The sequence below is a fragment of the Streptomyces sp. CB02923 genome, assembly GCF_001905005.1.
Lineage (GTDB): Bacteria > Actinomycetota > Actinomycetes > Streptomycetales > Streptomycetaceae > Streptomyces.
In genome coordinates, this window is sequence record NZ_LWKZ01000012.1 from 374,610 (window position 1) to 400,623 (window position 26,014).

At 72.2% G+C, this 26,014-nt stretch carries 21 protein-coding genes and 2 tRNA genes; 11 read left to right on the forward strand and 12 right to left on the reverse strand.

What is annotated here, in order from left to right:
• Positions 1-104: 104 nt before the first annotated feature.
• The gene (locus A6A06_RS13230) at positions 105-1,883 is read left to right on the forward strand and encodes a TIGR03767 family metallophosphoesterase (protein WP_073761400.1); all 1,779 of its coding nucleotides are present in this window, start codon (positions 105-107) and stop codon (positions 1,881-1,883) included.
• A 30-nt stretch (positions 1,884-1,913) separates the two neighbouring features.
• Here A6A06_RS13230 and A6A06_RS13235 read toward each other — a convergent pair whose 3' ends face one another.
• Positions 1,914-2,960, reverse strand: a complete 1,047-nt coding sequence (locus A6A06_RS13235) for a hypothetical protein (RefSeq protein ID WP_073761401.1) — start codon at positions 2,958-2,960, stop codon at positions 1,914-1,916.
• A 181-nt stretch (positions 2,961-3,141) separates the two neighbouring features.
• Positions 3,142-5,724 carry an aminopeptidase N gene (gene pepN / locus A6A06_RS13240; protein WP_073761402.1) on the reverse strand — a complete coding sequence of 861 codons (2,583 nt, stop codon included), beginning with the start codon at positions 5,722-5,724 and terminating at the stop codon, positions 3,142-3,144.
• Positions 5,725-5,847: 123 nt separating this feature from the next.
• On the opposite strand from pepN, the gene A6A06_RS13245 reads away from it, so the two are divergent.
• Entirely contained in the window at positions 5,848-6,504 is a 657-nt protein-coding gene (locus A6A06_RS13245) for a mycothiol-dependent nitroreductase Rv2466c family protein (protein WP_073761403.1), read from the forward strand.
• Positions 6,505-6,659: 155 nt separating this feature from the next.
• On the opposite strand, the gene A6A06_RS13250 is transcribed toward A6A06_RS13245, so the two are convergent.
• From A6A06_RS13250 to A6A06_RS13260, 3 genes are all read right to left on the reverse strand, one after another.
• Entirely contained in the window at positions 6,660-7,301 is a 642-nt protein-coding gene (locus A6A06_RS13250) for a superoxide dismutase (protein ID WP_073761404.1), read from the reverse strand.
• A gap of 228 nt (positions 7,302-7,529) precedes the next feature.
• Complete coding sequence (locus A6A06_RS13255; RefSeq protein ID WP_073761405.1) at positions 7,530-8,993, reverse strand: amino acid permease; 1,464 nt, start codon at positions 8,991-8,993, stop codon at positions 7,530-7,532.
• A gap of 251 nt (positions 8,994-9,244) precedes the next feature.
• Complete coding sequence (locus A6A06_RS13260; protein WP_073761406.1) at positions 9,245-10,657, reverse strand: amino acid permease; 1,413 nt, start codon at positions 10,655-10,657, stop codon at positions 9,245-9,247.
• Positions 10,658-10,967: 310 nt separating this feature from the next.
• Here A6A06_RS13260 and A6A06_RS13265 point away from each other — a divergent pair, with 310 nt between their 5' ends.
• Positions 10,968-11,567 (forward strand): biotin transporter BioY, encoded by a 600-nt coding sequence (locus A6A06_RS13265; RefSeq protein WP_073761407.1) that lies wholly within the window; start codon positions 10,968-10,970, stop codon positions 11,565-11,567.
• Positions 11,568-11,697: 130 nt separating this feature from the next.
• Here A6A06_RS13265 and A6A06_RS13270 read toward each other — a convergent pair whose 3' ends face one another.
• On the reverse strand, positions 11,698-12,453 hold the full coding sequence (locus A6A06_RS13270; protein ID WP_073761408.1) for a hypothetical protein: 756 nt from the start codon (positions 12,451-12,453) through the stop codon (positions 11,698-11,700).
• Positions 12,454-12,517: 64 nt separating this feature from the next.
• Between A6A06_RS13270 and A6A06_RS43515 the strand changes: the two genes are divergently transcribed.
• Positions 12,518-14,365 (forward strand): serine/threonine-protein kinase, encoded by a 1,848-nt coding sequence (locus A6A06_RS43515; RefSeq protein ID WP_274535879.1) that lies wholly within the window; start codon positions 12,518-12,520, stop codon positions 14,363-14,365.
• On the opposite strand, the gene A6A06_RS13280 is transcribed toward A6A06_RS43515, so the two are convergent.
• Positions 14,326-15,840 carry an amino acid permease gene (locus A6A06_RS13280; RefSeq protein WP_073761409.1) on the reverse strand — a complete coding sequence of 505 codons (1,515 nt, stop codon included), beginning with the start codon at positions 15,838-15,840 and terminating at the stop codon, positions 14,326-14,328. The genes A6A06_RS43515 and A6A06_RS13280 overlap by 40 nt on opposite strands.
• 203 nt (positions 15,841-16,043) lie before the next feature.
• Here A6A06_RS13280 and A6A06_RS13285 point away from each other — a divergent pair, with 203 nt between their 5' ends.
• Both A6A06_RS13285 and A6A06_RS13290 read left to right on the forward strand, forming a co-directional pair.
• The gene (locus A6A06_RS13285) at positions 16,044-16,529 is read left to right on the forward strand and encodes a ribose-5-phosphate isomerase (RefSeq protein ID WP_073761410.1); all 486 of its coding nucleotides are present in this window, start codon (positions 16,044-16,046) and stop codon (positions 16,527-16,529) included.
• Positions 16,530-16,614: 85 nt separating this feature from the next.
• Positions 16,615-17,424: an Fpg/Nei family DNA glycosylase gene (locus tag A6A06_RS13290; protein WP_073761411.1), complete on the forward strand. Its 810-nt coding sequence runs from the start codon at positions 16,615-16,617 to the stop codon at positions 17,422-17,424.
• A 35-nt stretch (positions 17,425-17,459) separates the two neighbouring features.
• On the opposite strand, the gene A6A06_RS13295 is transcribed toward A6A06_RS13290, so the two are convergent.
• Positions 17,460-18,689, reverse strand: coding sequence for a GNAT family N-acetyltransferase (locus tag A6A06_RS13295; protein ID WP_073761412.1), 1,230 nt, complete (start codon positions 18,687-18,689; stop codon positions 17,460-17,462).
• 127 nt (positions 18,690-18,816) lie between these two features.
• On the opposite strand from A6A06_RS13295, the gene A6A06_RS13300 reads away from it, so the two are divergent.
• Positions 18,817-19,959: a PP2C family protein-serine/threonine phosphatase gene (locus tag A6A06_RS13300; RefSeq protein WP_073761413.1), complete on the forward strand. Its 1,143-nt coding sequence runs from the start codon at positions 18,817-18,819 to the stop codon at positions 19,957-19,959.
• A gap of 45 nt (positions 19,960-20,004) precedes the next feature.
• Positions 20,005-20,466 (forward strand): SRPBCC family protein, encoded by a 462-nt coding sequence (locus tag A6A06_RS13305; RefSeq protein ID WP_073761414.1) that lies wholly within the window; start codon positions 20,005-20,007, stop codon positions 20,464-20,466.
• 92 nt (positions 20,467-20,558) lie between these two features.
• Here A6A06_RS13305 and A6A06_RS13310 read toward each other — a convergent pair whose 3' ends face one another.
• Entirely contained in the window at positions 20,559-21,761 is a 1,203-nt protein-coding gene (locus A6A06_RS13310; protein WP_073761415.1) for a cation:proton antiporter, read from the reverse strand.
• A gap of 324 nt (positions 21,762-22,085) precedes the next feature.
• On the opposite strand from A6A06_RS13310, the gene A6A06_RS13315 reads away from it, so the two are divergent.
• Positions 22,086-22,880 (forward strand): ABC transporter ATP-binding protein, encoded by a 795-nt coding sequence (locus A6A06_RS13315; protein ID WP_073761416.1) that lies wholly within the window; start codon positions 22,086-22,088, stop codon positions 22,878-22,880.
• A gap of 192 nt (positions 22,881-23,072) precedes the next feature.
• Here A6A06_RS13315 and A6A06_RS13320 read toward each other — a convergent pair whose 3' ends face one another.
• Positions 23,073-24,239 (reverse strand): acyltransferase family protein, encoded by a 1,167-nt coding sequence (locus A6A06_RS13320; protein WP_079193992.1) that lies wholly within the window; start codon positions 24,237-24,239, stop codon positions 23,073-23,075.
• Between the two features lie 577 nt (positions 24,240-24,816).
• Here A6A06_RS13320 and A6A06_RS13325 point away from each other — a divergent pair.
• On the forward strand, positions 24,817-25,011 hold the full coding sequence (locus A6A06_RS13325; protein ID WP_030020551.1) for a hypothetical protein: 195 nt from the start codon (positions 24,817-24,819) through the stop codon (positions 25,009-25,011).
• 54 nt (positions 25,012-25,065) lie between these two features.
• Here A6A06_RS13325 and A6A06_RS13330 read toward each other — a convergent pair whose 3' ends face one another.
• Positions 25,066-25,443: an arsenate reductase family protein gene (locus A6A06_RS13330; RefSeq protein ID WP_073761418.1), complete on the reverse strand. Its 378-nt coding sequence runs from the start codon at positions 25,441-25,443 to the stop codon at positions 25,066-25,068.
• Between the two features lie 163 nt (positions 25,444-25,606).
• Positions 25,607-25,680: transfer RNA gene (locus A6A06_RS13335), tRNA-Gly, on the reverse strand.
• Positions 25,681-25,894: 214 nt separating this feature from the next.
• On the opposite strand from A6A06_RS13335, the gene A6A06_RS13340 reads away from it, so the two are divergent.
• Positions 25,895-25,971, forward strand: a tRNA-Pro gene (locus tag A6A06_RS13340).
• Positions 25,972-26,014 lie beyond the last annotated feature (43 nt).

A 26,014-nucleotide genomic window follows, 5' to 3' on the forward strand; every position in this document is an offset into this window, starting at 1 on the left:
CACCCGTGGGCCATACCCGATGCCAACGCTCCCTGGTGAGAGGGCAGTTACGGGCGTTCCGCGCCGCCCTCGCCGCCGCCCCGTCCGTACCAGGGAGCTCGTGCATGTCCCGTACACGGTCCGCCGCCCCGACTGCCCCCACTGCCCCGGCCGCACCCGCCGTCGACCGCCGCGCCTTCCTCGCCGCCACCGGTGCCGTCGGCACCACGACCGCGTTCGCGCTGGCGTACGGGGCCGGCGGTGCCCGGCCCGCCGCCGGTCCTGACGCGGCGACAGCGGCCCTCGCCGCACCCCTCGTCGCACCGGAACCGGTCGTTCCGCCTCCCGTTCCCCGGGTGCCGTACGCCGAGGGCACCACCCTCGCCTCGGTGTCCACCCCGCGCGGCGCCGCGACCGGTTACCGCAGACTCGCCGAAGGCCCCGGCTGGGACCGCGTCGTACGCCGCGACCTCGCCGCCGCGCGCCCCGGCCGGGACGACCGGCGCACCGTGCTGGCCGCCTTCGTGCAACTCACCGACCTGCACGTGGTCGACGTGCAGAATCCTTTGCGTTACGAGTATCTGCGGGTGCGGTCCGCGGGCGCCTGGCGCCCGCAGGAGGCGCTGTCCGTCGCCGGCGCGGTCTCCCTCGTCGAGCGCGTCAACAGCCTGCCCGGCGGGCCCGCCACCGGAGCGCCGCTGTCCTTCGCGATGACCACCGGCGACAACACGGACAACAACTCCGGCATCGAACTCGACTGGTTCCTGACCGCGATGAGCGGCGGCCGGATCACCCCCAACTCGGGCGACCCCCGGCACTACGAAGGCGTGCAGAACAGCGGCCACCCGCTCTACTGGCAGCCGGACAGCGCCCTGCGCGACGCCGACAAGCTGCGCGGCTTCCCCGGCCTGCCCGGCTTCCTGGCGGCGGCGACCCGTACGGTCACCAGCCCCGGGCTGCACCTGCCCTGGTACTCGACCGTCGGCAACCACGACTCGCTGCCCGCGGGCTGCTGCGCCCCCGACGACCCGTTCCTGGCCGAGATCGCGACCGGCGGACGCAAGCTGGAACTGCTGCCCCCCGACGAGGCCATCCGCGCCTACCTGGCGGTCCGCCGCGGCCCCGGCCCCGGCAGACGGGAGTACGCGGACCTCCTGAGGGCGCACGGCAGGCGGGCGCGCTCCGTCACCCCGGACGAGCGCCGCGTCCCCTTCACCCGCGCCACCTACTTGCGCGCGCACCTGGACCCCCGGCACACCGGCCCCGGCCCGCACGGCCACGGCTACACGGCGGCCGACCTCGACGCGGACCGGCTGCACTACACGTTCCGCATCGCGGAGAACGTGGTGGGCGTCAGCCTCGACACCACCGACCCCGGCGGCCACCACACCGGCTCCATCGGCGCGGGTCAGCTGCGCTGGCTCGATCGCATCCTGCGGGCGCACGCCCACGAGCACGTCCTCGTCTTCAGCCACCACACCAGTACGTCCATGGACAACACCCTGCCCGACCCGTCCCGCCCGGCCGAACGGCGGCACAGCGGGCCCGAGCTGGTCGCCCTGCTCTCCCGGCACCGCAACGTGCTGGCCTGGATCAACGGGCACAGCCACCGCAACCTCGTCACCCCGCACGGCACCTTCTGGGAGATCACCACCGCCTCGCACATCGACTTCCCCCAGCTGGCCCGGGTCGTGGAGGTGACGGACAACCGCGACGGCACGCTGTCCCTGTTCACCACCCTCGTGGAGTCGCACGCGCCGCACCGCACGGACTTCGGCGACCTCTCGCAGCGGGGCCTGGCGGCGCTCTACCGCGAACTGTCCTGCAACGCGCCCGGCGCCCGGAGCGACCTCGCCGGTGACCCGGGCGACCGCAACACCGAACTGCTGCTGAGGCGGCGCTGAGCGCTGCGCCCCGCACGGCTCCGGGCGGCGTCAGCGCGGCAGCACCACCACGTACGGCCCCGGCTCCTGGTCGTCCGCCGCCATCAGGGCCGTACGGACCACTGCCGCCTGGTGCTCCGGCGCGTCCCGCAGCGCGCGCGGGGTGACGTGGACGACGGTGATGCCGAGCTGTTCCAGGTGCTCGCGTTTGCGGGCGTACTGAGCCCAGAGCGCGTCGTCCTCCTGGCGCGGCACCCGTGCGTCGATCTCCACGGCCACCGCCTGCTCCGGCCAGTAGGCGTCCACCCCGCCCAGGTGCGGGCCGCCGGGCAGCCGCAGGTCCACGTTCCACAGCGGGTCCGGCAGGCCGTGCTCCCGCACCAGCCCGTACAGCCGCCCCTCGGCCAGCGCGCGGCCTTCGGCCAGCAGCGCGTGCACCGCGTCCACCACGTGCGGCAGGTTCAGCAGCCGTGCCTGGCTGAACTCCCGCACGATCGCGGTCGCTTCGCAGTGGCCGCCGCGTACCGCCTCGGTCAGCAGCCGGCGGACCGTGCAGGCGTCCGAGAGCCCGCCGACGGCGTCCGCCAGCGCCCGGGGCACCGGCGCGACCGGCACCCCGGTGATCTGCTGCGGGGGCGGCATGACCTGCGCCCGTACGACGAGCGCGAAGCCGGTGGTGCGCAGCCGCCGGATGCGCGGCACCAGGACCTCGACGCGGTCCAGGGAGAGCAGCGGGGGAGCGGAGGAGAAGCGGTGCAGGGCCAGCGCCGCCAGCCCGGTGATCATCGGCTGCTCGGCGGGCGCCGCGCCGCCCTGCGCGGGGACGGCGGGCGGGCGGCCCGCCGCGTAGAGCAGTACCGCGTGCAGTCGTTCCTCGCTGGTGGGCGGGCCGGGGTGGAGCAGGTGCACGCCGGGCAGCACCTGCTGCCAGGGGCCGCCGGGGCGGCACCGCTCGGCGGTCTCCGCCGCGCCGACGCCGTGCTCGCGCAGCTGGCGGCTGGTCAGTACGCGGGGGCCGGACCCGGGGCGGCTGTACAGCGGGCGGGGGGAGAGCGGGGTGGGCGACTCCCCGCCGGAGGTTGGGGAAGTGGGGTTCATGCCCGGCCCATTCCCGCTGCCGTGCGGCCCCCTAACGCCTGTTACACGCCCGTCGACAAACCCAGACAACGCCGTCCTAAAGTACGGACGTTCGACTGCCGAAAATGCCTGGTCCGGCCGGAGTTGGCGCCTGTGCGCGCACCCGGACACACGGCCGGGACCCGCACACAGGCGCCCACGGCTACCGCGCCGCCTGGGTGTCGCAGGCCTGCGCCCGCAGCGCGCGCGCCAGGTCGTCGCGCGCCTCCGACACGAGCCGCCGCAGTGCGGGCGGCGCCTCCTCGTGACCGGCCAGCCATGCGTCCGCCGCGTCCAGCGTCTCCTGGCGGTCCTGGTGGTGGGGGAACAGCCCCCGCACCACGGCCATGCCGATCTCGATCGACCGCTCCCGCCACACCCGCTCGACGGCCGCGAAGTACTGCGGCGCGTACGGGGCCGACAGCTCGCGCTGCGACGCCTGCACGAAGCCGGAGATCGTCGCCTCGACCAGCGCGTTGGACAATTCGTCGGACTCCACCACGTCCGCCCAGGCCCGCGCCTTGACCTCGGACGAGGGCCGGGCGGCCAGGCAGCGTACGTGGTGGCGGCGGCCGGAGGCGGTGTCGTCGCGCCGCAGTTCGGTGTCGATCGCGGCCCGGTCGGCGGCGCCGTGCGCGGCCAGCGGCTCCAGGAACGTCCAGCGCAGCTCCTGGTCCACCTCCAGGCCGTCGATCTTCGCCGTACCGTCCAGCAGCCCCTGGAGGAGCTGGAGATCGGCGGCGGTGCCGGCCACCGAGGCGAAGAACCGCGCCCAGGACAGCTGGTGCCCGCTGCCGGGCTCGGCCAGCCGCAGTTCGTGCAGCGCGCCCTGCGCCAGCTCCCGCGCGGCCAGGTCGCGGTGGCCGGGCTCCGTGTAGTGGGTGAGCGCGTAGGCGGCCTGGGCGTGCAGCGACTGGAGCACGCCGATGTCCGACTCGCGGCCCGCGAAGCGCAGCACGAGGCCGAGGTAGTCGCGGGCGGGCATCAGCCCGTCGCGGGTCAGGCCCCACACCGCGGACCAGCACAGCGCGCGCGACAGCGGCTCGGTGATCTCGCCGAGGTGGCCGCGCAGCGTGGCCAGCGACCGCTCGTCGAAGCGGACCTTGCAGTACGTGAGGTCGTCGTCGTTGACCAGGATCAGCTCCGGGCGGTCGGCGCCGGTCAGCTCGGTGACGACCGTACGCGGGCCGGAGACGTCCAGCTCGGCGCGGGCGTAGCGGACCAGTTCGCCGTCCGCGTTCTCCCGCCGATACAGGCCCACGGCCACGCGGTGCGGCCGCAGTTCGGGGCGCTCGTCAGTGGCTTCCTGGAGGATGCTCAGCTCGGTGATGCGCTCTTCGGCGTCGTACGTGGCCTGCGGCGTGAGGGAGTTGACGCCCGCCGTTTCCAGCCAGGCGCGCGACCAGGTGGCGAGGTCGCGTCCGGAGGTCTCCTCCAGGACGGACAGCAGGTCGGTCAGGCGCGTGTTCCCGTACGCGTGGCGCTTGAAGTAGCGGCGCGCGCCCTCCAGGAACGCGTCCCGCCCCACGTAGGCCACGAGCTGCTTGAGGACGGCCGCGCCCTTGGCGTACGTGATGCCGTCGAAGTTGAGCTTGGCGTCCTCCAGGTCGCGGATGTCGGCCGTGACCGGGTGGGTGGACGGCAGCTGGTCGGCGCGGTACGCCCACGCCTTGCGGCCGTTGGCGAAGGTGATCCAGCCGTTGGTGAAGCGGGTCGCCTCCACCAGGGACAGCGCGCCCATGAAGTCGGCGAACGACTCCTTGAGCCACAGGTCGTCCCACCACTGCATGGTGACCAGGTCGCCGAACCACATGTGCGCCATCTCGTGCAGGATCACGTTGGCGCGGCGCTCGTAGGACGCCTCGGTCACCTTGCCGCGGAAGACGAACTCCTCGCGGAAGGTCACACAGCCCGGGTTCTCCATCGCGCCGATGTTGTACTCGGGCACGAACGCCTGGTCGTACTTGCCGAAGGGGTACGGGTAGTCGAAGTGCTCGTGGAAGAAGTCCAGGCCCTGCTTGGTGACGGTGAAGATGTCCGCGGGGTCGAAGTGCCGCGACAGCCCCTTGCGGCACAGCGCGCCGAGCGGGATCTCCAGCTCCGTGCCGTCGGCGAGGGTGCGCCGGTAGGTGTCGGAGACGTAGTGGTACGGCCCGGCGACGACGGCCGTGATGTACGTCGAGATCGGCTGCGTCTCGGCGAACCGGTACGTGCCCGCTTCCGGCTCGCCCTCCTGGGCGCCGTTGCTGAGCACCACCCACCCCGCGGGCGCGGTCACCTCGAAGCGGAACGGTGCCTTCAGGTCGGGCTGCTCGAAGTTGGCGAATACCCGCCGGGCGTCGGCCGGCTCGTACTGCGTGTAGAGGTAGACCTCGCCGTCCTCCGGGTCGACGAAGCGGTGCAGGCCCTCGCCGGTCCGGCTGTACGCGCACTGCGCGTCGACCACCAGGGTGTTCTCCGCCGCCAGGTCCGCCAGGGCGACCCGGGTGCCGTCGAAGACCTCCGCCGGGTCCAGCTCCCGGCCGTTGAGCGTGACGGCGGCGACCGACGGCGCCACCAGGTCCGCGAAGCTCGCGGCACCGGGCTCGGCGCACCGGAAGCGCACGGTGGTGCGCGAGCGGAAGGTCCGCGCTGCCTCGCCCTCCCCTACGGCGGACCGCAGGTCCAGCGCCACGTCGTACCCGTCGACGCTCAGCAGTCCGGCCCGCTCCCGGGCCTCGTCTCGGGTCAGATTCTCACCGGGCACGACGTGACTCCCTCGTCCTCGTCTCGTATATCGAACACTGGGAATCATGGCACGCCGGGTCCCGGTTGAAGCCGGTGACCGATCCTCCGATCGGCCGCCGACCCGTACGCCCGAGGAGCAACCGTGTCCGAGACCGCTGCTGACACCGCCAGGACCCCGGCCGACTTCTGGTTCGACCCGTCCTGCCCGTGGGCCTGGCTGACCTCCCGCTGGATGCTGGAGGTGGAGAAGGTGCGCCCGGTGGACGTGCGCTGGCACGTGATGAGCCTCGGCGTGCTGAACGAGGACAAGCTTGACGAGCTGCCGGAGGAGTACCGCGAGAAGAACCGTCCTGGCGGCGCGGTGTGGGCCCCGGTGCGCGTGTGCGTCGCCGCCGAGCAGCAGCACGGCCCGGCGGCCCTCGCCCGTCTCTACACCGCGCTCGGCACCCGCTTCCACCAGCAGGGACTGCCCCGCACCAAGGAGACGATCGCGGCCGCCCTGGAGGAGGCCGGGCTGCCCGCCACGCTGATCGAGGCGGCGGACACCGACGCGTACGACAAGGAGCTGCGCGCCTCCCACAAGGCGGGCATCGACTTGGTGGGCCAGGAGGTCGGCACCCCGGTCATCGCCGTCCCCGGCTCCGACGGCGCGCAGATCGCCTTCTTCGGCCCGGTCGTCACCCCGGCCCCCAAGGGTGAGCAGGCCGCCCAGCTGTGGGACGGCACCCTGATGGTCGCGTCCATCCCGGGTTTCTACGAGATCAAGCGGACGCGGACGCAGGGGCCGGTCTTCGACTGAGCCGCGGTGACGGCGGGTACGGGCGCGTCCGTACCCGTACCCGTACAGAAGAACCCCCGTGAGTCATGTCCTCACGGGGGTTCTTCCTTCATCCGCCTGCCGGGTGAAGGTTGAGAAGACGATCACGAGGCAGGACGCTCACCGGGGCGCCGGGCTCAGGGAGCGATCAGCAGCACGTTGGCGCGCTCCTTGGCGGCCGTGTAGCGCTTGGCCACGTCCTGCCAGTTGACGACGCGCCACATCGCCTCGATGAAGTCCACCTTCTGGTTCTTGTACTGGAGGTAGAAGGCGTGCTCCCAGGCGTCGAAGACCAGGATCGGGACGGAGCCCTGGCCGACGTTGCCCTGGTGGTCGTAGATCTGCTCGACGATCAGGCGGCCGGTGATCGGCTCGTAGGCCAGGACGCCCCAGCCGGAACCCTGGGTGGTGGCCGCGGCCTTGGTCAGCTGGGCCTTGAACTTGGCGTACGAGCCGAAGTTCTCCGCGATGGCGTCCGCCAGCTCGCCCACGCCGTCCTTCTCCAGCGGCTCGCCGCCGCCGTCACCGGTCATGTTGTGCCAGTAGATGCTGTGCAGGATGTGGCCGGAGAGGTGGAACGCGAGGTTCTTCTCCAGGCCGTTGATCGAGCCCCACTGGTCCTTGTCGCGCGCCTCGGCGAGCTGCTCCAGGGTGTCGTTGGCGCCCTTGACGTATGCGGCGTGGTGCTTGTCGTGATGCAGCTCGATGATCTCGGGGCTGATGACGGGTTCGAGCGCCGCGTAGTCGTACGGAAGTTCCGGAAGATTGTAGGTGGCCATGCCGAGCCCTCCAGCTGCTTACGACCTTTAATTGCAATCGACTTGCAACTGCACGCTACCAGCATGAGTGATCACGAACCCGCCGAGGGGCGGGGTCTGGGCCAAAAGAAGGAGGCGGTGCCCGACCCCGGTCCGAGGTCCGGCACCGCCTCCGGAAAAGAGCGGTACATTCTGGTGAGGTAAGCCTTACCAGCCTTCTGATTTTGGTGAGGTAAGCCTTACTTGTGCTTACTCCGCGCCCTTTTGACGCGCCATTCGCTGCTTGACGAGACCGATCACGACGAGCACCACCGCGAATCCGCCGGTGAAGTACAGCTGGACGCGCTGGTTCTCGTCCCGCAGCATCAGCAGCAGCACCGCCACCACCCCGGCCAGCGCCACCCACGTCAGGACCGGGAAGAGCCACATCCGCACGACCAGCCTGTCGGGCGCCTCGCGCTCCAGCCGGCGGCGCATCCGCAGCTGGGCGACGGCGATGAAGCCCCACACGACCAGGATCGCCGCGCCCACCATGTTGAGCAGCCACTGGAAGACGGTCTCCGGCCACCAGTAGCTGAACAGCACCGCGAGGAACCCGAAGGCCGAACAGAGGACCACCGCGCGGCGCGGCACGCCGCCGCTGACCGTGCGCAGGAAGCGCGGACCCTGGCCGCGGGCGGAGAGGGAGTGCGCCATCCGGGAGGAGCCGTAGATGTTGGCGTTCATCGCGGACAGCAGCGCGATCAGGATGACGACGTTCATGATCTGGCCGGCTGCGGGGATGTCCAGGTAGTCCAGGACCGCGACGTACGGGCCGTTCTTGGCGATGTCGGCGTTGTCCCAGGGGATGACGGTGACGATCACCGCCATGGAACCGACGTAGAACAGGGCGATGCGCCACATCGCGGTGCGCACCGCGCGGGCCACGCCGCGCACCGGGTCCTTGGACTCGGCGGCGGCGATCGTCACGGTCTCCAGGCCGCCGTAGGCGAAGACGGAGGCCAGCAGGCCGATCACCAGGCCGTCGGAGCCGTTGGGGAGGAAGCCGCCGTCGCCGGTCAGGTGCGCGGTACCGGGGGCGGAGGTGCCGGGCAGCACGCCGAAGATGGCGAGCAGGCCCAGCACGAGGAAGATGCCGATCGCGGTGATCTTCAGGGCCGCGAACCAGAATTCGAACTCGCCGAAGTTGCTGACGGCCGCGAGGTTGGCGCCGCAGAAGACCGCCATGAAGATCAGGACCCACATCCAGGGCTGGGTGTCCGGGAACCAGCCGGTCATGATCCCGGCGGCGCCGATCGCCTCGGCGGCCACCGCGACACACAGCTGGGCGGTGAACATCCAGCCGGTGGTCAGGCCCGCCCACGGGCCGATCGAGCGCCCGGCGTGCACGGAGAACGAGCCGGAGGCGGGACTGGCCGCCGCCATCTCGCCGAGCATCCGCATCACCAGCATGACCAGGCAGCCGGAGACGGCGTAGGCGAGCACGATCGACGGGCCGGCCGCCGCGATGCCCTCCTTGGAGCCGACGAAGAGCCCGGCGCCGATCACACCGCCGAGCGCGATCATCGACAGATGGCGCTGCTTGAGTCCGTTGGACAGCGGGGTGCCGGCCTCCGGGCCCGCCGCGCCGGTGCCGTCCGCGCCCGGCCCGGCGCCCGGGACCTGGCCGGTCCGCTCGCGCTCGGGCGAGGCGGACGAAGGTGTCCGATTCATGGTCGTACCTGTCCCATTACGTGAGAGCGGAGCGAGACGATCGACGGAAAGCGCGCTCAGTTTGAGTGTCCGTGTCCGCTGAGGGCAACAGTCGTGCAGCAGTTGTTCGATATTCAGACGTGATCGTGACCAGCCGTATTCACACCGTTGTGAGACGTGACCCATGGTGTTTCCGGAACGGAAGGGGGACGGCCGATTCCGGCCCGGCACTCCGCTCCCCTCGCGCGGCGGGCCGCGGCCCGCGGGCGCCGTCAGCCGCGGGAGCGCCGCATCCGCAGCTCCCGCAGACCCGCGATCACCAGCACCGCACCGGTCGCCGCGGCCGACCACAGCAGCTGCGGCCGGGCCCCGTCGTCGGTGAGCATCAGCACCAGCACCGCCGCCATGGCCGCCAGCGCCGTCCACGTCAGATACGGGAAGCCCCACATCCGCAGCGTCAGCTTCTCCGGCGCCGTCCGCTCGATCTGCCGCCGCAGCCGCAGCTGCGAGACCGCGATCAGGCCCCAGACGAACAGCAGCACCGCGCCGACCGCGTTGAGCATGTACAGGAACACCGTGTCCGGCCACAGCAGATTCAGCAGCACCGACACGAAGCCGAACGCCACCGAGGACAGCACGGCCCGGCGCGGCACCCCGCCCGCCGTCACCTTCAGCAGCGAGCGCGGCGCCTCGCCGCGCTCGGCCAGCGAGAAGACCATCCGCGACGACCCGTAGAGGTTGGCGTTGAGCGCCGACAGCAGCGCCACGAAGACCACCACGTTCATGATCTGGCCCGCGCCCGGCACGCCGATGCTGTCCAGCACCGCGACGTACGGGCTCTTGCCCGGCTGCATCGACGACCAGGGCAGCAGGGTCACGATGACCAGCATCGAGCCCACATAGAAGAAGAGGATGCGCCACACCGCGCTGCGCACCGCCCGCGCCACGTTGCGCGCCGGATCGTCGGACTCGGCCGCGGCGATGGTGACGACCTCCAGGCCGCCGAAGGCGAAGGCGACGGCGAGGACCCCGGAGACCACGCCCTGCCAGCCGTTGGGCAGGAAACCGCCCTGCCCGGTGAGGTTGGCCAGCCCGACCGCGTCGGTGTCCGGCAGCACGCCGAAGATCGCCAGCAGACTGAGCACCAGGAACAGCACGATCGCGGCGACCTTCAGGGTCGCGAACCAGAACTCGAACTCGCCGAAGCTCTTGACCGCGGTGAGGTTGGCGGCCGTGAACACCAGCATGAAGATCAGCACCCAGGCCCACTGCGGGACGGCGGGCAGCCACCCGTTGGCGATCTGCGCCGCGCCGGTGGCCTCCACCGCCAGCACCACCACCAGCAGGAACCAGTACAGCCAGCCCACGCTGAACCCCGCCCAGCGGCCCAGCGCGCGCTCCGCGTGCACCGAGAAGGCGCCGGAAGCGGGCATCGCCGAGGACATCTCGCCCAGCATCCGCATGATCAGCATGGCCAGCGCGCCAGCGATCAGATACGACAGCACGATGCCGGGGCCGGCCACCGAGATACCGGCGCCGGAGCCCACGAACAAGCCCGCGCCGATCACCCCGCCCAGCCCGAGCATGGTCAGATGGCGCTGCTTGAGCCCGGCGGACAGCGGCTCTCGCCCGTCGGCGCCATCGCCCGGCGACGGCGTTCCGGCGGCGGTGGGTGCGTCGTGCATCGGCTCGTACTCTCGCAAGGGGTCTTTGGGGGAACCCCACAGGGTCCCGCGTTGTCCCCTCAGTTTCCCCGCCCGCCGCGCGCTACCACAAAATGCGCATCCGTCCGGGGAGCGGGCCGTGACGAGCATCACGTGACCTGCGGTGACCCCTGACAAGGCGGGACGGCCCAAAGGCCCCGGCGTTGTACGGAACTCTCCAAGGAGACCATTGCGCCTTTGTCGCCGCCACACGATGATCGGCTCTGGGGCGCTGGACTAACGTCAACGCGTCCCCCTGTCCCCGCTCCACCTCACACCCCGCGGAGTTCCGATGAGCACTGCCGACGCAACCACCAGGCCCGGCGCCGTCCTCGCCGATCTGCTGCCCGCAGCGGGCGCCACCCGCGCCCGCGTCCGCGACGCCGCGCTGGTCGTCGGCGGCGCCGCGCTCACCGGCATCGCCGCGCAGATCGCCGTCCCGGTCCCCGGCTCCCCGGTCCCGGTCACCGGCCAGACCTTCGCCGCCCTGCTCGTCGGCGCCTCGCTCGGCGCGGGCCGCGGCTTCGTGTCGCTCGCGCTGTACGCGCTGCTCGGCATGGCGGGCCTGCCCTGGTTCGCGAACGGCGCCTCCGGCGCGGGCGGCGCGACCTTCGGCTACGTCCTCGGAATGCTGCTCGCCGCGACCGCGGTGGGCGCGCTGGCCCGCCGCGGCGGTGACCGCGGCGCGCTGCGCACGGTGGGCACGATGGCGGTGGGCACGGCCCTGATCTACGCGGTCGGCGTGCCCGTCCTCGCGCTGAGCACCGGCATGTCGTTCGGCGCGGCGGTCGGCGCCGGCCTCGTTCCCTTCCTGATCGGCGACGCCCTCAAGGCCGCGCTGGCGATGGGCGCGCTGCCCACCGCGTGGAAGCTGCTCGGCCGCCGCGGCTGACACCGCGCGCCGTCCCTCCGTACGGACCCGGACCGGGCCCCGTACCACCACCTCGCGTGGCGGTACGGGGCCCGGCCGCGTTCCGTGCCCGTACGGTCCGGGCGCCTCGTGAGGACCGTACGGGCCGCGCTCACCTGCGGGTCGACCTGCGGGTGGTCACCCACACCCCGGCACCGCCGAGGAGCAGCAGGCCCGCGGCGGCGCCCGCCAGCGGCAGGACCGACGGCGTGCCGGTCGCGGGCAGCCGCTCCCCGGGCGCCGCGGACCCGGACTCCGACGGTGCGGGCGAGCCGGTCGACGAACCGGCCGGCACGTTCACGGTGTTGAGCATCAGTGGGGTGTCGGGCGCGTCGGACACCGGATTGCGGGTGCCGAAATTGACCGGACCCTGCTGCCACAACAGCGTTTCCGTGTTTCCCAGTGTCACCGGCAGGCAGATCTGCCCCTGCTTTTTCAGATCGAAATGCGCGGTGACGTCGAACGTACGGCTTTTGCCGCTCGCCAGGGTGTCGATGGCGCAGGAGTACGCGCTGTTCGCGCCCTCCGGCAGCCGCGCCTCGGGCACCTTCGAACACCCGGCCACGTTCTCGACCGTCAGGCCCTGGAAACCGGCGACCGTCAGCCGTACGGCACCGGTGGCGGTGTCCCCCTTGTTGGTGACCTCGGCGGTCAGCCCGGTCTTCCCGGTGCTGTTGCTGACGGATATCCGTTCCGGCAGCTCCGTGGTGATCCGGTAGCCGGCCGGTGCGCTCGGACCGGCCTTGCCGCCCGCGCTGCTGCCCGGTACGGGGTCGGCCGCCAGGGCCGAGGAACCGACCGGCAGCGCCACCGCGGCCGCGACCGCGGCCACCACGAACGCCCGTTTTCCCTGTCGGGTCGTGTACATTCTTGAACCCCCCTTTTCCACATCCTCGGCTGAGGTATTTGATGGGTACCACAAGATTCCGCGGGTGCTGTGGGGGCTGGGCATGGTGGGGAATGCGAGCGAGGTGGGGCCCGGGCGTCTGGCGGCCGGCCGTTACCGCCTGCTGGAATTGATCGGGCGCGGCGGAATGGGAAGGGTCTGGCGGGCCCAGGACGAAATTCTCGACCGGTGCGTCGCGGTCAAGGAAATACGCATCGACGAACACGCCGGTGAAGAAAGCGTGGTGCAGCGCGAACGCAGTCTGCGCGAGGCCCGCGCCACCGCCCGGATCGACCATCCGAACGTGGTGCGCGTCCACGACGTGGCCGAGGAGGGCGACCGGCTGTGGATCGTCATGCAACTGGTCCAGGCCCGCTCCCTGGAACAGATCCTCGCCCAGGACGGCCCGCTGGCCCCCGACGCGGCGGCCCGGGTCGGCACCGGACTGGCCCGCGCCCTGCGCGAGGTGCACGCGGTGGGCGTACTCCACCGGGACATCAAGCCCGGCAACGTCCTGATCGACCGCCGCGGCGCGGTGGTGCTCACCGACTTCGGCATCGCGGCGATGCAGGACGCCACCGCGCTGACCATGGCCGGGATGCTCATCGGCTCGCCGGACTACATGGCGCCCGAGCGGGTGGCGGGCCAGGAGCAGGGCCCGCCCTCGGACCTGTGGTCGCTGGGCGCCACCCTGTGCGCCGCGGTCGCGGGCCAGTCACCGTTCACCCGCGCCACGACCCTCGCCACCCTGCACGCGGTCCTGCACGAGGAACCCGCCATCCCGCCCGCCGCCGGCCCGCTGCGGGAGGTGCTGACCGCCCTGCTGAACAAGGCGCCCGCGGCGCGCCCCACGCTCGAAGAGGTCGAGGCGCGGCTGGAGCCGCTGGTGCGGCGGGCCGCGGCGGCGAATCCGACGGAGCCGATGAGTTCGGCGGAGGTCGTGGACGTCCGTACGCCGACGGTGGCCGACCCGGCGCCGGACCGCACCGAGGTCGTGGACACGCCCACCTTTGCCACGGGGCGGCCTTCGGGGGAAACGGTGGAGCCGGGGGAACCGGTGGAGGAGGCGGGGGAACCGGAAGGGGTAGGGGAGCCAGAGGAGTCGGGGGAGTCGGAGGAGACAGGGGAGGCGGGGGAGGCGGCCGGGGAGCGAAGGAAGCCGGAGCCCGTACCGGAGCCGGTATCGGAGCCCGTACGACCCCGGGAACCGTCACCGGACCCGGCCTCACCGGAACCGTCACCGGCCCCGGAACCGGACCCCCAACCCCCCGCCCGCTCCCGCCGCAAGCGGCACGCCCTGCTCGCCGCCACCGGCGTCCTCGCGTCGGCCGCCGCGGTCGTGGTGATCCTCGTCACGACGCAGGGCGCGGACCCCCGCGGTACGGCCGGCGCCGGGACGGGCACCGGCCGCCCGCCCGCCGCGAGCACGAGCGCCGGTACGGGAAGCGGCAGCAGCGATCCGGCGGCCACGGCCGGCTCCCGCCGTACCGAGAACGGCTACAGCTGGGTGCCGCCCACCGGCTGGAACCGCACCGAGGAGTCCACCAGCGACGTCACGTACAGCACGAAGGACGGCTCCACCCTCGTCTCGGCGCGGCAGGACCCGTCCTCCGGCGGCGATCTGCTGACGATCTGGCAGCAGTACGAGGCGCAGCAGCACGACGTTCCGGGCTACCGCAGGATCCGGCTGGAGCGCACCACCTTCCAGGGGCACCCCGCCGTCGTCTGGGAGTTCGCCTACACCCGCGACGGCAAACCGGCGCACGGGCGGCAGCTCGGCTTCCGTGCCGGGAACCGGACCTACCAGCTCAGCCTCTGGTACCTGGATTCGGCCGAGGCCGCCGCCCTGCGCGCCTACGACCGGGTCAAGGAGTCCTTCCGCACGTCCCCCTGATCCTCCGGGCCGCCCCCGTCCACGGCACCGGCGCCGCCCGCCGGTCCGCCCGCGGCACGGCGCCTGCGGTCCAGCACCAGGCCGACGATCAGTACGACGACGGCCGCGACCACCGACAGCACCATCTGCTTGCGCCCGTCGGGGTTGTAGAACATGTAGCCGACGACGAAGAGGATCAGCGCGATCGTCGCGTACGTCAGGTAGGGGTACAGCCACATCCGTACGGTCAGCCGCTCCGGCATGTCCCGCTCGATGACCTTGCGCATCCGCAGCTGGGAGAAGCAGATGACCAGCCAGACGAAGAGCGCCACCGCGCCGGAGGAGTTCAGCAGGAACTCGAAGACGGTGTCCTTCGAGGTGTAGCTGAAGATCGTCGCGACGAAGCCGAAGGCCACCGAGGCCCAGATGGCGGTCGCCGGGACGCCGCCCTTGTTCACCCGGGCGAAGGACTTGGGCGCGTCGCCGCGCTCACCGAGCGAGAACGCCATCCGGGAGGCGGTGTAGAGGCCGGAGTTCAGGCAGGACAGCACGGCGGTGAGCACCACGATGTCCATCACGGTGCCGGCCGCGGGGATGTCCAGCGACTTCAGCACGGCCACGTACGGGCTCTTGTCGAGCGCCGGGTCGTCCCACGGCAGCAGCGTCACGATCACCGCGATCGAGCCGATGTAGAAGAGCGCGATCCGCCAGATGACGCTGTTGACGGCCTTGCGGACGGCCTGCACCGGGTTCGGCGACTCGCTGGCCGCCAGGGTGACGATCTCGCTGCCCATGAAGGAGAAGACCACCAGCAGCATGCCGGAGAGGATCGCGCCGGGCCCGTTCGGCAGGAATCCGCCGTGGCCGGTCAGGTTCGACAGGCCCACCGCGTGGTCGCCGGGCGGCAGTCCGAAGATCGCCAGCGCGCCGATCACGATGAAGACCACGATCGCCACGACCTTGATCCCGGCGAACCAGAACTCGAACTCGCCGAACGAGCCGACGGAGATCAGGTTGGTGCCGGTCAGCACGATCATCACCAGCAGCGCCCACGCCCACTGCGGGACGGCGGGGACCCAGCCGGTGAGGATCGAGGCGGCGGCGGTCGCCTCGACGGCCAGCACGACCGACCAGAAGAACCAGTACAGCCAGCCGATGGTGAAGCCCGCCCAGCGGCCCAGCGCCCGGTCCGCGTACGCGGAGAACGAGCCGGAGGTGGGGGAGGCGGCGGCCATCTCGCCCAGCATCCGCATCACCAGGACGACCAGCAGGCCGGTCAGCGCGTACGAGAGCAGAATGCCGGGGCCGGCGGCCGCGATGCCCGCGCCGGAGCCCACGAAGAGGCCCGCGCCGATCACACCGCCGATGGCGATCATCGACAGATGGCGGTTCTTGAGTCCTGCTTGAAGACCGTCGGGAGACTGGCCTCCGCCGGGGCTGCCGTCGGGGCCACCGGCGGCCTTGCCCGCGTTCATGGTCGGCGGATGCGCGCCCATGTGCACCGTCCTTCTGTGGTTCTCGGCGTCGAGTCCCCGCATTAGAACTGCGTTAACGGTCGTTTTGGAAGATCTGAATCCGGATCGTTGCGTGGATCTCAATTCCGCGTGTCGCCGCGTGTATACCGCATGTATGGCGGCGGGGGACCCGGCGGCACCTACCCCCGGCCCGGCGGGCCACACGTCCGTGCAACACTCAGCACATGCGCGTGTATCTCGGCTCCGACCATGCCGGTTTCGAACTGAAGAACCACCTCGTCGAGTGGCTCAAGGCCCACGGCCACGAGCCCGTCGACTGCGGCCCGCACATCTACGATGCCGTGGACGACTATCCGCCGTTCTGCCTGCGCGCCGCCGAGCGGACCGCGGCCGACCCGGAGAGCCTGGGCGTCGTCATCGGCGGCTCGGGCAACGGCGAGCAGATCGCCGCCAACAAGGTCAAGGGCGTACGGGCCGTGCTGGCCTGGAGCGAGGAGACCGCCAAGCTGGGGCGTGAGCACAACAACGCCAACGTGATCTCGGTCGGCGGCCGGATGCACACCCAGGACGAGGCGACCAGCTTCATCGCGGCGTTCCTGGCCACGCCGTACTCGAACGAGGAGCGGCACACCCGCCGCATCGAGATGCTCGCCCGCTACGAGACCACCGGCGAACTCCCGGACATCCCGGCCCACCACCCGCAGGGCTGAGCCCGCCCGCCGTCCCGCCCGCGCCCCCGCCGGCGCGGGCGGAGCCGTACGGTCCCCTTTTCCGCCTGCCAGGAGGCTGCGCACCATGCCCGAGGGGCACACGATCCACCGCCTCGCGCTGGACCACCGTGCGCTCTTCGAAGGCGCGCCGGTCCGGGCGAGCAGCCCCCAGGGCAAGTTCTCCGACAGTGCCGCCCTCGTCGACGGCCAGGTCATGGAGACCGCCGAGGCGCACGGCAAGCACCTCTTCCTCGGCTTCGGGCCCGCCGGGTGGGTCCACATCCACCTCGGCCTCTTCGGCAAGCTGAACTTCGGTGACGCCCCGGCGCCGCCGCCCACCGACACCGTACGGCTGCGGCTGGCCAACGGCACGGCCTACGCGGACCTGCGCGGGCCCACCGCCTGCGCGCTGCTCACCGATGCCGAGAAGCAGGCGATACACGACCGGCTCGGCCCCGACCCGCTGCGCGAAGGGGACGACGGCGAGCGGGCCTGGGCCCGGATCTCCCGCAGCCGTACGTCCGTCGCCGCGCTGCTGATGGACCAGAAGGTGATCGCGGGCGTCGGCAACGTCTACCGCGCCGAGGTCCTCTTCCGGCACGGCATCGACCCGTACCGCGCCGGCCGTGATCTGCGCCGGTCCGAATGGGACGCGATCTGGGCGGATCTGGTCGCCCTCATGCGCGAAGGCGTCCGGCACAACCGCATCGACACGGTCCGCGCCGAACACCTCCCCGAAGCCATGGGCCGCCCGCCGCGCGTCGACGACCACGGCGGCGAGGTCTACGTCTACCGCCGCGCCCGCCAGGAGTGCCACATCTGCCGCTCCGAGATCCGCACCGCGGCTCTGGCCAACCGCAACCTCTTCTGGTGCCCCACCTGCCAGCCCGCGTGACGCGTGCCGTGTGATGCGTGCCGTGTGACGCGTGCCTAGAACCCGTGCGGCAGCCACGGCTTGCGGTACGCGCCGAACGCCGCCGACGCCTCCCGCAGGGCACCCGGCCGCAGTTCACGGACCCGGCCCGCCGTGGCCAGCGCCCCCAGGGTGAAGCCGCCCAGGTAGGCGGCCCCCAGCTCCCGCACGGACAGGGCCAGGTCGGCCGCGTCCGTGGTCCGCTCGCAGGAGGCGCCCTTCTCGTCGCCGGTCAGCCGCCACCGGCCCTCGTTCCAGGGGCAGAACGGGTCCGCCACGTCGAGGACCACGTCCAGCGGCGCCGCGTACGTCCGCGCCGCGAGGGCCTCGCCGGTCTCCACCAGCCGGACGAACAGCGACTCGCGCACCACGATCCGGCAGCGCCGCATGTCGTCCACCAGGTGCAGCAGCGGATCGTCGGCCGGCCGGTTGCGCACCGTCAGCCGCGACGTCAGGTCGATGCCGAACAGGTAGCGCCACAGCGCCGCGTAGACGACGGGATCCAGCGCCTCGACGTCCCGCAGGACCACCGTGCCGTCCGGGCCGCCCTCGTCCCAGGAGGCCTTGACCGCGTAGCGCGCGTACCCGCGCACCTCCCCGTCCACCTCGGCCAGCACGCACAGCAGCGGCCCGGCCCCGTCCCGGTCGGCCTCCGGGTCGAGCAGCGGCAGCCGCTCCCAGCCGGGCCGGCGCGCGAGCATCCCGGGGCGGCCGGCGACCAGTTGGGCGTACACCTTCTCGCAGTCCGCCAGCCCGGCCTCCGGGGCGACCAGCCGCAGCCGCACGTCGTCGGCGCCGTCCGGCACGGCGACCGACTGGCGCAGCGTGTCGAGCGTCATGCTCACCGCCTCGGACGCCGTGCCGTACCCGAAGCGCCCGTAGATGGCCGGTTCGGAGGCGGTCAGTACGGCCAGCGGCTCGCGCCGCGCCCGCAGGTCCGCGAGCTGGTGCCGCATCATCTCGCGCAGGATGCCGCGCCGCCGGTGCGTGGGCTGCACGCTGACCAGCGTCACGCCGGCCGCCGGTACGACGGCGCCGCCGGGCACCGACAGCCGGAAGGAGAACGCCCCCGCCGTGCCCACGACGTCGCCGCCGTCCCGGACGGCCAGACAGCGCTCCGGCTCGCCGAGGTCACGCCACAGGGCGCGTTCCTCGGGAGCCTCCGGCGTCCCGCCGAACGCGCGTTCCAGCTTGTCGTACCAGTCGGCCCACTCGTCCGGACGCAGCTGCCGCAACTCGGTCGTCATATGCCATGGGTAGCAGGACCCCTTCCGCCCGCGCGACCGTTTTTCGAACGGGGTTTCCCGGCGATTGAGCCAGGCGGCGTGCCGCGAATCGACGCGCCGCCGAACGGGTGGATAAGGTCCCAGAACAATGGCGAGCAGCTCGGGAGCGGAGTCCCTGACGGCCCGGTGGCGCAAGACGTTGCACCGGGTCCGCATCAGCGTGCGCAAGGCCGGGGTCGACTACTTCCGCGGCGACGGCTCCGACTGGATCGCCCTGGTCGCCCTCCTGATCGCCATCCCCGCCATCGCCTGCGGCACCATCTGGCGGCCCGACTGGATCGCGCCCACCGCGCTGGTCCTGCCGGTCATCGCCGGCGGCCTGCTGCTGCGCCCGGCCAACCTGCTCGCCCTGTACGGCACGTCCGCCGCCGCGCTGATCGTCGAGGCGTCGCTGCTCGGCCCGTACGACCAGGGACGCGACCGGATCACCCCGGGCACGGTCCTGGTGGTCGCGGCGGTCGGGCTGTCCGGACTGATGATCGCGCAGTTCCGCAGCCGGGTCGGCGTGCCGTGGCGGCGCGGCGGCACGATGCTCTTCGACCTGCGCGAACGCATCCGCGTCCAGAGCAAGCTGCCCAAACTGCCGGGCGGCTGGCACCGCGAGATGGCGCTGCGGCCGGCCGGCGGGCAGTCCTTCTCCGGCGACTTCGTGGTGGCCTCCCGCACCCAGGGCGGCAACATCCTCGAAGTGGTGCTGACCGACGTGTCCGGCAAGGGCATGGACGCGGCCTCCCGCGCCCTGCTGCTGTCCGGCGCCTTCGGCGGCCTGCTCGGCTCGCTGCCGCCGCACGGCTTCCTGCCCGCCGCCAACGGCTACCTGCTGCGCCAGGACTGGGACGAGGGCTTCGCCACGTCCATCCACCTCGTCCTGGACCTGGAGTCCGGCGACTACGAGCTGCTGTCCGCCGGGCACCTGCCCGCCCTCCAGCTCATCGCCGGCACCGGCCGCTGGGAGGAGAAGGCGGCGGAGGGGCCGCTGCTCGGGGTGTACGACGGGGCGCAGTTCGACCCGGTCAAAGGGACGCTGCGCCCCGGTGACGTGCTGATGCTGTTCACGGACGGCCTGGTCGAGGCCGCCGACCGGGACATCGCGGAGGGCATCGACCGGCTGACCGGCGAGGCCGACCGCTATGTGGCCGGCGGTTTCGCCGGTGCGGCCTGGCATCTGATCGAAGCGGTGGCCAAGGACGTCAACGACGACCGCGCGCTGCTGCTGATCTGCCGCGACTGAACCGTACGGTGGGGCCGGACGCCCGGACCGGCACACGGAGGACGCATGCCAGCCACACTCACCTTCCGCTACGTCACCTACCTCGCGAGCGCCCCGGAACAGGTCTGGCACGCCCTCACCGACCCCGAGCTGACCGCCGCCTTCTGGGGACACAGCAACGTCTCCGACTGGCAGCCCGGCTCCCGCTGGGAGCACCGCCGCACCGACGGGTCGGGCGTCGCCGACGTCGAGGGCCGGGTCGTGGAGAGCGCTCCGCCCACGCGGCTGGTGACCACGTGGGCGGAGCCCGGCAAGGGAGCGGCCCAGGAGGGGCCCGGTGTCTCCACGGTGACGTTCGGCATCGAGCCGTACGAGGAGATCGTCCGGCTGACCCTGACGCACGAGGGCCTGGCGGACGAGGCCGAGCGGGACGCGGCGGCCCAGGGCTGGGCGGCGGTGCTCGCCAACCTCAAGACGCTCCTGGAGACCGGCAGCCCGCTGCCGCGCGAGCCCTGGGCGATGCCGTGACCGCCGTTACTGCCGTGACCGCCCGGCCCGTCATGATCGCCGGGCCCGCCGTGATCGCCGGGCCCGCCGTGACCGCCCGGCCGTAGCGGACGTCAGCTCTGTCCGGCGGCCGCGGGCTCCGGCCGCCCGCCGCCGGCCGGCGCGTCCGTCCCGGGGTGTCCGCCGCCCGGCAGGACCCGCGCCAGCCACGCGGACCGGCCGGCCGCCAGCGGCCCCAGCACGGCCAGGATCAGCACGTACCCGGCGATGAACGGCGCCAGCCGCTCGTCGAGCCCGGCGCCCGCCGCCATCGTCGCCAGGATCAGCGCGAACTCGCCGCGCGCGAGGAGCGCGGTGGCGATGTTCGCGGCCGGGTGCGGGCCGAAGCCGTAGATCCGGGCGGCGACCAGCCCCGCGACCACGTTCATCAGCAGCGTCAGCGCCACCGCGATCAGCACCGGCCAGACCACCGACGGCAGGTCGCCGGGGTCGATGGACAGGCCGAAGGCGAAGAAGAAGATCGCGCCGAAGGCGTCCCGCAGCGGATGCACCAGCTCCATGATCTTTTTGCCGGAACCGGTGCTGCCCAGCATCAGACCGACCATGAACGCGCCGATCGCGTCCGCGACGCCGAACCACTCCGAGACGCCCGCCACGAAGACGGCGGCACCGAGGAAGGAGATGGTCAGCAGCTCGTTGTCCTTGGTGGAGATCAGCTTGCCGATCACCGGCGTACCCCAGCGGGCGACCACCGCGAGCAGCAGCAGGAAGCCGAACGCCTTGCCGGCGTCGAGCGCCGCCGAGGCCAGCGAGTCGGCGCCGGAGATCACCGGCTGGAGGGCGGCCAGGTACAGCGCGAGGAAGATGTCCTCGACCACGATGATGCCGAGGATCGGCTTGGTCTCGGGATTGCCGAGGCGGCCGGTGTCCATCAGGACTTTGGTGACGATCGCCGACGAGGAGATGCCGAGCACACCGGCCAGGACGAGCGCCTCGGAGGTGCCCCAGCCGAGCGCGAAGCCGAAGCCGAGCCCGGCGCCGACGTTCAGCGCCAGATAGGCGGCCCCGGCGAGGGCCATCTTGCGCCCGCCCTCTTTGAGGTCGTCCATGTGGAATTCGAGGCCGAGGTAGAAGAGCAGCAGCACCAGACCCAGCAGGGAGAGCATCTCCAGCTCGTGCGGGTCGTCGACCAGTGAGACGCCGGGGGTGTGCGGGCCGAGCAGTATCCCGGCCAGGATGAACAGGGGGATCGTGGGCAGCCCGATGCGGCTGCCCAGGCGGGCGAGGACGGCTGCGGCCAGGAAGGCCCCGCCCATCGCGAGGAGGGTTTCTGCGTGTCCGATGGCTCCTCCAGAGGTTCGGCCGGACGGTGTTCGGTCAAGGGGGAGTCAAGAAAGCGTTAGTAATTAGTTTACCAAACGACTTTTCGGGTGCGGCACCCCCGTGCGCGCCGCACGCCGCGCCGACTCCGGCCCGCTCCTTCACCGACCCGCCTCCGGGACCTTCCCGGGCCTCCCGTCGAGAGCCCTGACGGGGGTTTTCCCCACCCTCGGCCCACCGGCAGCCGTCATGGCCCAGGTTCACCCCCGCTCCGTACCCTCAAGGGGACGACCGGACGTACGAGACGGGGGGACGGCGCGATGAGTCGGCGCGGCGAGCAAGGGGACGGGCGGAGCCGGGAGGGCGGCGCCTGGGCGGTGGAGCTGCGCGGCGTCCGGCGGCAGTACGGGCGCGGAGCGGGCGCCGTACACGCCCTGCGCGGCATCGACCTCACCCTGCCGCGCGGCACCTTCACCGCCGTGATGGGGCCCTCCGGCTCCGGGAAGTCCACCTTCCTGCAGTGCGCGGCCGGCCTCGACCGGCCGACCGGCGGAACGGTCCGCGTCGGCGGTACGGACATCACCCGCATGCGGGAGAGCCGGCTCACCGCGCTGCGCCGCGAGCGCCTCGGCTTCGTCTTCCAGGCGTTCAACCTGCTGCCGTCCCTGACCGTCGAGCAGAACGTCGCCCTGCCGATGCGGCTCGCGGGACAGCGCGCCGACCGGCGGCGCACGGCCGAGGCGCTCGGCCAGGTGGGCCTCGGCGGCCACGCGGGACGGCGGCCCGGCCAGCTCTCCGGCGGACAGCAGCAGCGCGTCGCGATAGCCCGCGCGCTGGTCACCGGGCCGGACGTGGTCTTCGCCGACGAGCCGACCGGCGCCCTGGACGCCGGTACCGCCGCCGAGGTCCTCGCCCTGCTGCGGCACGCGGTCGACGGGCTCGGCACCACGGTCGTGATGGTCACCCACGACCCGGTCGCGGCCGCCTGGGCCGACCGGGTCCTCTTCCTCACCGACGGCGCGCTCACCGACAGCCTGGAGAGCCCCTCGCCCGCGCAGGTCGCCGCCCGGATGGCGGCGCTGACCGGCCGTGCCCACCAGCCGGACGCGGCCTGAGGGGGCGGCAGCGGCGCCGGGAGCGGGGGCTGGGAGCGGGAGCCGGGGGGGAGAGCGGGGCCCGAGGGGGCGGCCTGGGGGAGCGGGGGCTTGAGAAGCGGGGTCCGAGGGGGTGGGCCTGGGGGAGCGGGGGCTTGAGAAGCGGGGTCCGAGGGGGTGGGCCTGGGGGCGGCCGGGGCGGGTCTACGGGCCTCAGCCCCGGTCCGCCGGCTCCTTCCTGAACGCCCACGCCATCCTGGGCTCCACCACGAACCGCAGCGCCCTGCGGACCGGCGGGGTGCACAGCGCGGTCACCACGGCCGCCGCCGTCAGGCTCACCGCGACCTCGCCGAGCGGTGAGTGCAGCCACGCGTAGTCGTCGAACCAGCCCGCAAAGCGCGTGCCCTTGGTGACGAAGCCGTGCAGCAGATAGCCGTACAGCGTGCCGGCGCCCAGCACCGTGAACCACGTACGGCGGGCCGGGACCCAGGCGAGGAAGCAGCCGACGAGCACCAGCGAGCAGCCGAACACCGCGAGCGTCATCACCACCCCCGCCCACCAGGGCGCCCCCAACTCCTGAGCGCTCTCACGGTGGTAGAACCACGCCGACGTCATCCGCGGCACCGCCCAGTAGGCCAGCGCCACGGCGCCCGCGAAGACCGGCACCGCCGCGATCCGCACGGCGCGCCGCCGCACCATGGCGAAGTGCGCGGGCCGCAGGTTCAGCCCCAGCACGAAGAACGGCAGGAACTGGAGCAGCCGTTGCATGTCGAGGTCGTCGCCGACCTCCGGCGACACCGACGCCAGCGCGGCGACGGCCAGCGCCAGGGGAACCGGCCAACGGACGATCCGCCACAGGGGAGTCGTGAGCCGCCACACGAACAGCGCGGCCAGGAACCAGGTCAGATACCAGGGGTCCAGGAGGCTGAACGGCATGTCCGGGTCGTCGCCCGCCCAGCGGGCGAAGAGCGTATAGGCGGTCTCGAACACGAGGTACGGCACCACGACACCGGTGATCAGCCGTTGCAGCCGGTCCGCACGCAGGTCGAAACCGCGCGAGAAATAGCCGGAGATGATGATGAACGCCGGCATGTGGAAGGCGTACACCGTCATGTAGAGCGCCCCGGCGGTGCGGCTCTGTCCGGTCAGCGGCTCCCATGAATGCCCCATGGCGACCAGCACGATCGCCAGGTACTTCGCATTGTCGAAGAAGGCGTCCCGGCCGCCCCCGGCAGCCGGCCGGCCGGCCTCCGCCACGGACGGTCCGGCGCTCCGGCGGCCCCGGTCCCGGGCGCTCGCGGCGGGGGCCGCCGCGTCCGGGCCGGGGGACCCGGAGGCCGGGGGAAGCACACGTCGCGGGGTCGGCGCAGCGGAAAACATCTGACGCACCCTAGTGGCGGCCGGGGGAATGCGTAAAACCTTCTCCGCCGAATGCGCATTACGGGCGTGGCGTACTGGGGAATTCCCTTGCGGGCAATGGCCGCCGGGCGGTCCGGCCGTGTTTTCGCGCATTTTCCGGAGGGCCGGTGAATATCTGTCCCGGGGGTGCGTCATCCGCTTATGCGAGGGCATATGCCCCGTCGCGGTCCCGGGGGTGATGTCCGCTTCGCTGCCGGTATGTCGCAGCGGCGGGCGCCCGTGGACCGTGCCCGCGTCACACGCATTCACGTGTGCACAAAAGGAGGCCGGTCCGTGCGGCGTCATCCGGCCAGGCGCCGCGCACGGTTTCGGCCGCGGCGCGGAATGCGGGACGCGGCGTCAATTCCCGTGCGGCGGACCGGCGTCCGGCCGCGTCCGGTGGCGCGTCCGTCCCGGCCGCAGGCAAAGCCTTGGCCGATGATTCGCCACCCGCCTCCACTGGGCAAGGACTTGGTGGCACGATGGTGCCGAGCGGGGGTGTGCGCGGCTGCATGCTTCCGGGGCCGGCCAGGCGTTCCGACCGAGGGTGTGATCAGTTGTGGCTCTTTCGCTGTCCGTCGTGCTGTTGTTGGGCATCATCATGATCGTCTTGATACGCGGCAAGTCGCTCAAGGCGGGACCGGCGCTCGTGGCCATCCTCTTCGGCTTCTTCCTCGCCTCGACGGGGATCGCGCCGTCCATCAACCGGTTCCTGAACTCGGTGGCCGAGACGATCAACAACATCAGCTTCTAGCGCAGTGCGGGCCCGCGCCCCGCCGCCCACGGCGCACGGGCCCGACCGGCACGGTCAGCGGTCGTCGTGTCCGCTTCGCGTGAGCGCCTCGCGTACGGTCTCCTCGCTGCGGCCCACCAGCGCCGTGCCGTCGTCCGCCGTGATGATCGGCCGCTGGATCAGCCGCGGCTGCGCGGCCAGCGCCTCGATCCACCGATCGCGCACGGCGTCCGTACGGTCCCAGTCGCCGATCCCCAGCTCCTTCGCCTCGGCCTCCTGCGTGCGCGTGATGTCCCACGGCTCCAGCCGCAGCCGGTCCAGCACCTCCCGCAACTCCGCCGCGCTCGGCGGCTGTTCGAGATACCTGCGGACCGTGTACTGCGCCCCCTCCTCGTCCAGCAGCTGGACGGCGGAACGGCACTTGGAACATGCGGGATTGAGCCAGATCTCCATGCCGTCACCTTAGTGAGGCGTCCCCGGGGACGGCCGGGCCTGGTCGGGAGATGACAAAAAACGGCCGCCGGGCGGACAGGGGCGGATGTGGCGGCCGTGCGGAGCCGTGAACGGCCGCGGGCCCGGTCCTGAGGAAGATCCTCACGGCCGGGCCCGGGGCTGCTGGAGCGGGCGACGGGAATCGAACCCGCGTAGCCAGTTTGGAAGACTGGGGCTCTACCATTGAGCTACGCCCGCATGCGCCGCCGGTCGGGTGACCGCGGCACGCAGTGCATCGTAGCGGGTCCCCCGGGTCCGCCGCACACTCCGCCCCGGTCCCGCCCGTCGCACCCGGCCGTTCGCGCCCCTCGCGCCCCCGTTCCGACCCGGTGCGCCCCGTGTCCGTGGGCCTCACCCGGGGATATTCGGCAGCCGTCCCGTCCGCGGCCATGTACCCTACGTGTCGCACCGACGGGGTGTGGCGCAGCTTGGTAGCGCGTCCGCTTTGGGAGCGGAAGGTCGTCGGTTCGAATCCGGCCACCCCGACCAGCAGGTTTTTCCACGTTCAGCCGTACGGCGTTCCCGCCCGGCG